General features: G+C 54.6%; 7 protein-coding genes. 4 read left to right on the top strand and 3 right to left on the bottom strand.

The window, feature by feature from the left end; all coding sequences use genetic code 11:
• The first annotated feature begins 102 nt into the window (after positions 1 to 102).
• From V2I08_RS19985 to V2I08_RS19970, 4 genes are all read left to right on the top strand, one after another.
• The gene (locus V2I08_RS19985) at positions 103 to 1,506 is read left to right on the top strand and encodes a VapE domain-containing protein (protein ID WP_349636519.1); all 1,404 of its coding nucleotides are present in this window, start codon (positions 103 to 105) and stop codon (positions 1,504 to 1,506) included.
• Positions 1,503 to 2,504 (top strand): hypothetical protein, encoded by a 1,002-nt coding sequence (locus V2I08_RS19980; RefSeq protein WP_349636518.1) that lies wholly within the window; start codon positions 1,503 to 1,505, stop codon positions 2,502 to 2,504. The genes V2I08_RS19985 and V2I08_RS19980 overlap by 4 nt, the downstream gene beginning before the upstream one ends.
• Before the next feature lie 162 nt (positions 2,505 to 2,666).
• Positions 2,667 to 3,533: a hypothetical protein gene (locus V2I08_RS19975; protein ID WP_349636517.1), complete on the top strand. Its 867-nt coding sequence runs from the start codon at positions 2,667 to 2,669 to the stop codon at positions 3,531 to 3,533.
• A complete protein-coding gene (locus V2I08_RS19970) occupies positions 3,530 to 3,700 on the top strand; it encodes a hypothetical protein (RefSeq protein ID WP_349636516.1) in 171 nt (56 codons plus the stop codon). Before V2I08_RS19975 ends, V2I08_RS19970 begins: the two co-directional genes overlap by 4 nt.
• Before the next feature lie 128 nt (positions 3,701 to 3,828).
• On the opposite strand, the gene V2I08_RS19965 is transcribed toward V2I08_RS19970, so the two are convergent.
• The 3 genes from V2I08_RS19965 to V2I08_RS19955 are packed head-to-tail and all read right to left on the bottom strand — an operon-like array spanning position 3,829 to position 8,134.
• On the bottom strand, positions 3,829 to 6,345 hold the full coding sequence (locus V2I08_RS19965; protein ID WP_349636515.1) for an Hsp70 family protein: 2,517 nt from the start codon (positions 6,343 to 6,345) through the stop codon (positions 3,829 to 3,831).
• Entirely contained in the window at positions 6,345 to 6,695 is a 351-nt protein-coding gene (locus V2I08_RS19960) for a hypothetical protein (protein ID WP_349636514.1), read from the bottom strand. The genes V2I08_RS19965 and V2I08_RS19960 overlap by 1 nt, the downstream gene beginning before the upstream one ends.
• Positions 6,695 to 8,134 carry a hypothetical protein gene (locus tag V2I08_RS19955; protein WP_349636513.1) on the bottom strand — a complete coding sequence of 480 codons (1,440 nt, stop codon included), beginning with the start codon at positions 8,132 to 8,134 and terminating at the stop codon, positions 6,695 to 6,697. Before V2I08_RS19955 ends, V2I08_RS19960 begins: the two co-directional genes overlap by 1 nt.
• Positions 8,135 to 8,428 lie beyond the last annotated feature (294 nt).

The following is an 8,428-nucleotide window of genomic DNA, read 5'->3' as shown; positions in this document are numbered from 1 at the left end:
AAATTTGTTGGTTGTCTTGCTCATAACGGATGCTCCTTCTCACAAGTTGGAGCCTCCTGGAAACCCGGGGCGCTTCATTTCTCTATGAGGTTATTTTGAACTGTGTCGTATCTTGAAATTATAAATCAACATAAGGCGGAGATTATCCGCTGTAAGACTGCCGGTGAAGAAATTGATCAGGAAATGATATTTTCTCCTGTCAATTGGGATGACGCAGACGTCAGCAATGGATATTTCAAATGGCTGATCGCCAACAAGGTGGTCACTCGCGCCGAAATCAATGCCGCGCGAACGCGCAGTATGGTCACGTCCGTGCTGGGAAGCTATCCGTCGACCTGCTGCGCCTATGTCGGTGGATACGCAGACATGCGACAGGCGCTGGTGACCTACGATGGCCAAATCTCACTTGTCGACGACAAGGGCGCTCGCAGCCATTCGATCATTACGGAATACCAGACTGAAGCTCGGGTATTCGCAGTCGAACACCGCCTGCCATTTGCTCGCGAAGCAATCAATGACGCGATCAACGTCTGGCACGAGGACAAACGTAAGAGCCGGTTGGATGTCATTCGGCAAAATCTTGCGCCTACGGCCACGTTTGATTGGGTCGAGCTAGCCCGTCGGTGTTTCGACTGCTCTGAAACGTCACCAGAATTCGTGGCAGCGGCGTTGATGAAGTTCGTTCATCAGACCAAGCGCAAGTTGCACAATCAACCCGTCCAAGATCATCTGATGCCAGTTTTGCTCGGCCCGCAGGGATGCGGGAAGACCTATTTCATACATTGGCTGACCGCTCCCATGGCAGAATTTCGTCGGGATACCGACTTCCGCGCGATCGGTGATGAACGAAATATCGGCCTCTGGTCATCCTATGTCATGGTCGTCGACGAAATGGCATATGCTGACCGATCGGACATCGAAACGGTCAAGCATGTCATCACCGCTGATGTTCTGGATCGCCGCCCGATGCGCCGGAACAACACAGTCAGGGTTCCGCAGCGAGCAACGCTTATCGGCGCGAGCAACAAGTCGATCGCCGAACTGATCAGGGACGAAACCGGCGCTCGGCGCTTCCTCGGCCTCGACTATCGCACAGATGCCGACTGGGATTATCTCGCGACGGTTGATGCTATGGACGCGTGGCGCTCTGTGTCCGAAAATGATGCCGATCCGCTTCTCGGCTTCCGCGACCAGTTGCGCGCGATTCAAGCGGAAGACAAATATATGTCGCCCGTTGAGGCATGGTTGGAGTTGCTGTCCCCCGAAGGCAACCGAGGTGCACTCTCGGAGCAAAATCCGATCGACCCAATGGACCTCTACAATGACTATCTTGCATATTTTCGCGATCGCTATGAGGGCCAGCGACCGAAATCGAAACCCGCGTGGGAGCAGGAAGCTGGTCGCCTGATCAAGTCGGCAAAGGTGCCATACCGCATCGAAAAGCACCGCACGAAGGCGGGCGTCCAATGGCGGTGGCGCGACGCTGCTGAAGGAGATCGGGTATGATCGTCAGTCTGTTTGGGCCGTGGACCATCAAGAGTGGTCCACGGAAAGGCCAAAGAGTGCCCGGTTTCCGGCCAGTGCGTTGGGAGCCGAAATGGAAGGAGTTCGTCGACGTTCTTCGATGCTGCGCAGATATCCCAACATCTCGGGAACATAAGCTGCCGGGCCGCGTCGAGGTTGATGCCATAGGTATGGCCGATTATCCACCCGACACAAACCGATCAAAGGAGGCAGCTCTGGGTGCTGATTGGATCGGCTTCGACATCGATGACAAGGGAGATACACCCGGTGCGTGGAAGTTCGACGGTCTGGTCGCATTTCTTGATGCCGCAGATATCGCATATGTCGTTTGCACCACCACATCGTGCACAGAGGAACGGCATTGCCTGCGGGTGTTCATGCCGCTGGATCGCTACGTCTACGATTTTGAATGGGATACTGTCTGGGCAGCGTTCGCGGCATGGATCGGTCAAGTTGATCCAAAAACCAAAGATTTGAGCCGTATTTTCTTTGAGCCGCGCGCTTGGGAGGGAGCTTATAATCGATTTCACGCGCCACCTGACGGGCGAAGATTCGTGAGCGTAAATGATATCGTCCGCGACTATGCGCCACCGGTTGCCGAGTCCCCTCCGGCTGCTCCGATTGTCAAACGTGATTGGCAGCCCCCAGCTGGTCTGCGCACCGTCGATGACCTGACCGACTTCGAAGGGTCGCCGATCATCAAGTCGGAAATTGTGGACGCCGCATTTTCCTCACCACCGGGCGGCAGGATGTATGCCTTTTTGTGCAAGGTAGCGCTCTCGGCTCGGAGCCAATCGATTGCCCTCAGCGAAAATGAACTGGAAGAAATCGGGAGAACGCTGGCAGCCATGCTGGGACGGCGCGACAATAGCGACATTCAGCGCGATGTTCGGCGGGCCTTGGGATGGTCCGAAACGGTCGTCCCGAACGATTTCGTCCTTCCGAGACTTCCTCCCGCATGGCCATGGTCATCGGCCTGACGCGAAATTTCATGCCCCCTGCCGGTTCATGAGCGCATGATTATCGATCCAGTGAATCGCGTGCGGCCCGTCATGGACTCGATCCGATATATAGGTGCAATCAGGTTGCCGTGCCTCCCGCCTCACTTGCCAATAATTTGTGTTCGTTTAGTGCGATTGGCGATGCCTAATTCGTTTAGTCCAAAGACAAAATTCCGCCCCGGTATTGTCGAAAGCCAGCAGCGTCGCGTAGCGGATGCGCATGATCGGTCCCGGCCTTTGTTGGAAGTGATTTCTAAAATGCATGGCGCACCGATCCGCGACATGGTGAGGGCACTCAACGCTGCTGGACATCGTGCATCGCGCGGCGGCCCGGTCACCCATAATACGGTTACGCGAACGCTGGCGCGTGTAGGTCAGGAAGCGCCGGTCATGCTTCGGCTGAAGAAACCGGCGAAGTCGACACCCCCGAAGAGCATCCGCGCTCGCGCCAAGCGTTATGAAGTGTTTCGGACGCCTGAGTATGCCTACAAGCCGCTGTTCGACTATCAGCCGAAATGGTTCACCGGACGCGGGTTTGATCCATCCGCTGGCGATGGTCGCATGATCCGCGAAATCATTCGGCGCGGCAATCCCGGCCCTCACTTCTTGAATGACATCCGAGAGGAGGAAATGCCCGCGCTGGTTGATTGTGGCGAGGCAACGATCTGCGATTATCTTGCCATGGCTGACCCACCGGCGTGCGACTTCATGATCACGAATCCGCCTTTCACCAAGGCCGTAGAGTTCGTGCAGAAGGCGAGGATGCATGTGTCTGGGCCGATCTGCATCCTTCAGTCGACCCGGTGGCAGTCTACTCAAAAGCGGAGTATGTGGCTGCGGACCGCCGGGCTGGCGTTGGTGCTCAATTTGCCCCGACGACCGCAGTGGGAGGTCGATTCCGGCGATGTGGTCAGAAACAACGTGATGGATTTCGCGTGGTATATCTTTCTTCCAGACCACGACGGGCGGCCGGAGATGGACTGGCTGTTGAATGCGGAACAAGCGTGACAATCTTTATCATCGGCGCGAGCCCCGCCTTCAATGGCAGCTATTGTGGTGAAACGAATATCAGCGCGAAGCTAATTGCCCGCCAGCTGGACACCCGCAAAAACCCTCCTGCGAAAATGAAGGCGTGCCCAGCGACAGATTTTGATTCTGTTATGTTCACTGTTTGACTTCGTGGTGTTCGCAACAAATCCGGTTTCATCGGCGGTCTACGAGGTTTTTGCGGGTGTCCAGCTCCCATTGAAAGGGAGCATGCTGCCAAACGGCTTCTATATAACCGCTTGTTAAGCAGGCGGGCTTACCGGACCAACCCGGCCAGCACCGCCACCTTTGCAGACGGGGTGCTGGTCTGAACACGGTTGTTTAGCAGCAGGCGGATTACATTACGAACCCCGTCTATATCATTGCAGTTTGCGGCCTCCTCCCCTTGCAGAACCAGTTTATCGTGCAATGCCTTATCCAGAGCCGCGAAGCGCTCTTGCGCGATCATTGCGAATTGGGCGATCACAAACTCAGGCTGCTCTTGTAGGGCGCGATAAAGCAGGCTCCGCATCTGCTCGAAAATCTGCCCCGCTTTATTCCAATCTTCTCGTGACATCGCTTCACGCATATTGTTTCCCAGACCATCAAACCGTGCTGCGAGTTCCGGCGCGAAAGACCGAAGGCGATCATCGATGTAATCTTGGAAATCATTCAATTCGGCGAGTAAAACGGCTTTGCGATTTTCAGGTCGGTTGCGAATGCGTGCAAGGTCCTGCTGAATATGAAGAGCCTCTTCCGATGCTTGGCGACGGGCGTCCCCCTCAGTTGAATTCCCTAACCCTTCCTCCAGACGAGCAAGCCGCCGCTGTAAAGCGGGAATTTCGGGAGAGTTGCGATCGGCGAGTGCGTCGGCCGTTGCTGTTAATGCCGCCGTTGCGGTGGCGATTTGCTCCTCCGCCAGAGCCCTCCCTTCGTCACCATCAAAGTTCCGATGACCCTGCGTCGAAACGTAGCAACTCTTGTCTTCAATATGGATACCTGCGTCAGGCAACTCGATAGAACATTTGATCAGCCCATTGTCGTCCATCCTCCAATGCACGTTTACGATTGACCCCGCTGGAATCTTCTCTCCCTTGTCAAGAAAGTCCACGCCTCTGATTGTAAAGGCACCGATCGGCAGGGCAAGAATGGGATCGTCTACCCCCTCCGCCGGGTTAAACAGGCGTGCTTCGAAAAAGCTGTCATCGTCTCCTGTCAGGGCCTCACGCAGCTTGAATGGTTCGGTGCCATTGGCAGGTAAAGGCGTCCCCTTTTTTACCAGCGGAATAAGCACATTACGCCGTTCAGAAATCGGCCCAGTTGCGGCTTCTACTGCAACAGTTTGTGTTGCAGGAATGGCAGTGGCACTGGCCTGAGTGCGTGTGATGACAACGAATTGTTGCGGGCAAGCGGGCCTTCCGTCGGAGCCAATCACTTCAACGCTAAAATTGCTTTCTCCCAATGCGTCGAGTGGAAGAGTGGCGTCTGCCTTTCCGCTGAACGATTGAAACCCTGAATCGAACCCCTTGGGACCGAGAATACGGTAGCGATATCCGTTGCACGGAAGCTGCGCTTGTAGCCGCAATCTCGCGCGGTCGTCCGATACGCGCGCGGTATATTGCAGGCGGACTTCGATGTCGCCCTTGGCGCTGGTTGTTTCACGTGTGCTTTTCCGTTGCCCGCGTGCTTCGGACCAATCTCGACTCTCAGCGAAAATGGCTGCACCACGAGCGACTGCCGTCATGGGATCGGTCTTGAGATCGACCGCAATGCCAAGTTGTTGAGCCGCGCGTTCACGGATGAGGGGCATTTTCGAAGGACCGCCAATCAATACCACGCGATCGATGTCGTCGTGCGTAAGCCCGTTGTCGCGGAGGATTTTCCGACAAAGTTCGATGCTTTCGTCCACACGCTCGATGATCAGTGAGTCCAATTTCGCGCGTGTCAGTGTGCATTCGACATAGATGGGATTGCCAGCTTCATCCTCGGCCCGCGTCTCCTCGTCCGATAGGAATATCGGCGCTTCATCGCGGGTCGATAATTCAATCTTGGCTTGCTCTGCCCGATATCGAGCCAAAGCAAAAAGGCGCTTATATTTCGATTGAACGGTCGCATCGGAAGGAATTTCGAAATTCTCATTCAGCCAAGGCCGAATGACCGAATCGACTATGGCACGATCGAAGTCGCGCCCTCCCATCATGTTGATCCCTTCATGGGCGATCACATTCACAGCGCCCGAGGATGCTTCGACCAGAGCGACGTCAAAGGTGCCGCCACCAAGGTCGTAAACCAGAAAGCGTCCGTCTTTTCTGCCTCCCCCTTCCAAAGCGGCCATGGCGGCCGCGATGGGCTCTTGGAGAAGGCCAACGCGATCAAGTCCGGCCATTTCTGCCGCCCGAATGGTCGCTTCCGATTGCATCTGGTTGAACGCAGCAGGGATGGTAATAACTACCCCCTTGACCACGGAGGCTCCAACTTCGGCAGAAGCTTGGCGGAGAAGCGCTCTGATGATCTCAGCACTGGCCTCTTCCGGCGTGAGCGTTTTCCCCGCACCGCGAAGGTCAATTTTGCTGGACGTGCCCATAAGACGTTTAAAGCCATGCGCTACATTGTCAGGCGCAATTTCAGCTTGAGCATAGGCGCGAGCGCCAACTGAGAGTGCCCCGCTGCGGCTAAAATGAATGACGCTGGGGAGAACATCTCGACCGTCCTCAGCTTTGAATAGGCGCAACTCGGCTCCCTCACAGCCGACTACCGCAGAGTTGGATGTGCCAAGATCGATGCCAAGATACATTATGCTTCCCCTTCGGCCGCAACGACCCGTGCTTGAAATAAAACCCGACCGCCAGCCATGATGGCGGGTTCAACCGTGCTCGCAACGATTGTGCGCGCATACTCGCCGCACTCATCGGCATTGATGGCCACCACGGGGATTGTCGGCGTGATTTCCTGCCCGTCAAAAGTCGCAAGCTCCATTCCAGCGTCAGCAAGGTGCCCCGCCAATCGCGACGCTGCGAAGCGAGCCTGAGCCAGTAGACGGTTGGCGCTATCAGAAGGCGCGGCAGCGGCTACTTTTTCGAAAGATCGCAATAACTTCCAGTAATCCGTAGCCATCGCTGCGAAACTTGTTTCAAGCTCGGGCATCAATATCCTCCATCGACCAACGCTTCGCCCTCCGACCGGAGCCTAGACGCATTTTCATTCACCTCTTGCTGCACCGCTGTCATATCATCGTTGTGATATCGAAAATTTGAGCATCGAGAGTTATAGTCGTCTACGGTCAAATTAAACTGCTGAATCTTATACTCTGTTGGGCGTGCAGAAACATTATTTGCTGCCTCCAGTCTAGCTTTTTGCATCATGCAATACCTGACCTGTGATCTATCGAACGATGTGCCGATAGAATATAAAGGAGGACGATTTTCTTTTATTGAAACTTCGTCATCTGCCGCAACGCCGTCGTTCTGAATTTTATTTTCTATAGACGCTTCTTCAGAATTGGATTCCGTATTTGCTAATATGTTTTCCACGCTTCCGGCGGTCGATGTGTCATTGTATTGAGAAGGTGGATCATAGTTGGAAACACTGCCACTATTTTTCTCCGAAAGTGCTATGATGGCCACGATTCCTCCCAAAATCACTGCTGTCCATATCCACCCATTACGACTTTTCTTTTGCCGCTCGGAAATGAGATGGAGGATATTCTGAATGGACCGAGCTTCCTCTCCGTCTGCATTTGCCGCCAGAGAATTCGCAAGCGTTTTTGCATGGGACAGGTTGCCTGATTTCAGGGCATCCATCATGTTCGAAAAGCTGATATTTCTCGCCAATGCGACATGATCTTTTTGCAGTTGCGCTGTGGTTTCTGACGGGAGACGTCCTTGCCTTTGTAGCAGCGATGTAGTGATTGCGAGCGCACCGGAATTATCTTCAACATCATTGGCTAGTTTAATCGCCAAACCTCGGATCATTGCTACTGCGATTGCTGAGGTTTCAGGATCGCCTGACGACAGAGCTTCATCCAGCGCGGCCATTATCGCCTTGTGCTGATGCGAAATACGGGGGAGGCGAACCTCTCGCCCCAGTTTGGCAAAGTCTCTGCTCGCCGTATCTACCAATAACTTCAGGGGAGAGAGCGCAGCTTCAAGGCGCTCCCCTCTCGCTAAGTCTTTTAAGGCGTAAATGTCTTTGTCTATTGAAGCTGACGCATCGGGCAGTTCGTTAAAGACGGGCTTGCCGATCTCCAAAATGGCCATCGCAAGGGTGTTTTGAGATTTGTTGTTGGCAAGGTCGATGCAATGCTCCCGGATCGATCTAAAAAGATCGCGAGAGTGCGGTTCATCGATCCCAAGGACGCTGTCTGCCACCTGCAACGGTTGTGCTAGACGATCCCATTTCAGAAGCGCGTCTTTGAATGCCGCAATGTCACTTGCTCGGTGATCGCCATCAAGCTTTTCAAGCAGCGCGCGGACATCTTCTGCGATCCGCTCAATTTCATCGCCCTTACGGGCTTCATAGCGGTTGATAACCAGCGCAATAAATTCGCGGCGACCGACAGGCGCGCCGACCAACTCTTTGGCCAACTCGGAGACAGCTTCAGGCCCCTGTGATCCAACCAAGAGCCCATCTAGTGCTGCATCTGCGTGGCGTTCACTAAGATTGGTGAACGCAGAGCGGGCAGCTTCGCCGTCGACCTCACCGAAGCCTGATCTTTGTCGTGCGGCTCTGACGGCGGCGATTATTCGTTCGAATGCGATTTCGTCATATGCGTATATAAGCGCTTTAGCTGTTCGAGCCTTCGCTAACCCGGCTTATTCATGACAGCGGCGTAGTTTGCCTGGATTGGCGGGCGACGGCACTGGCGGCGTGGACGGGAC

This window comes from Sphingobium sp. MK2, from assembly GCF_040170545.1.
GTDB lineage: Bacteria > Pseudomonadota > Alphaproteobacteria > Sphingomonadales > Sphingomonadaceae > Sphingobium.
This window is presented reverse-complemented; position numbering and strand designations above follow the sequence as displayed.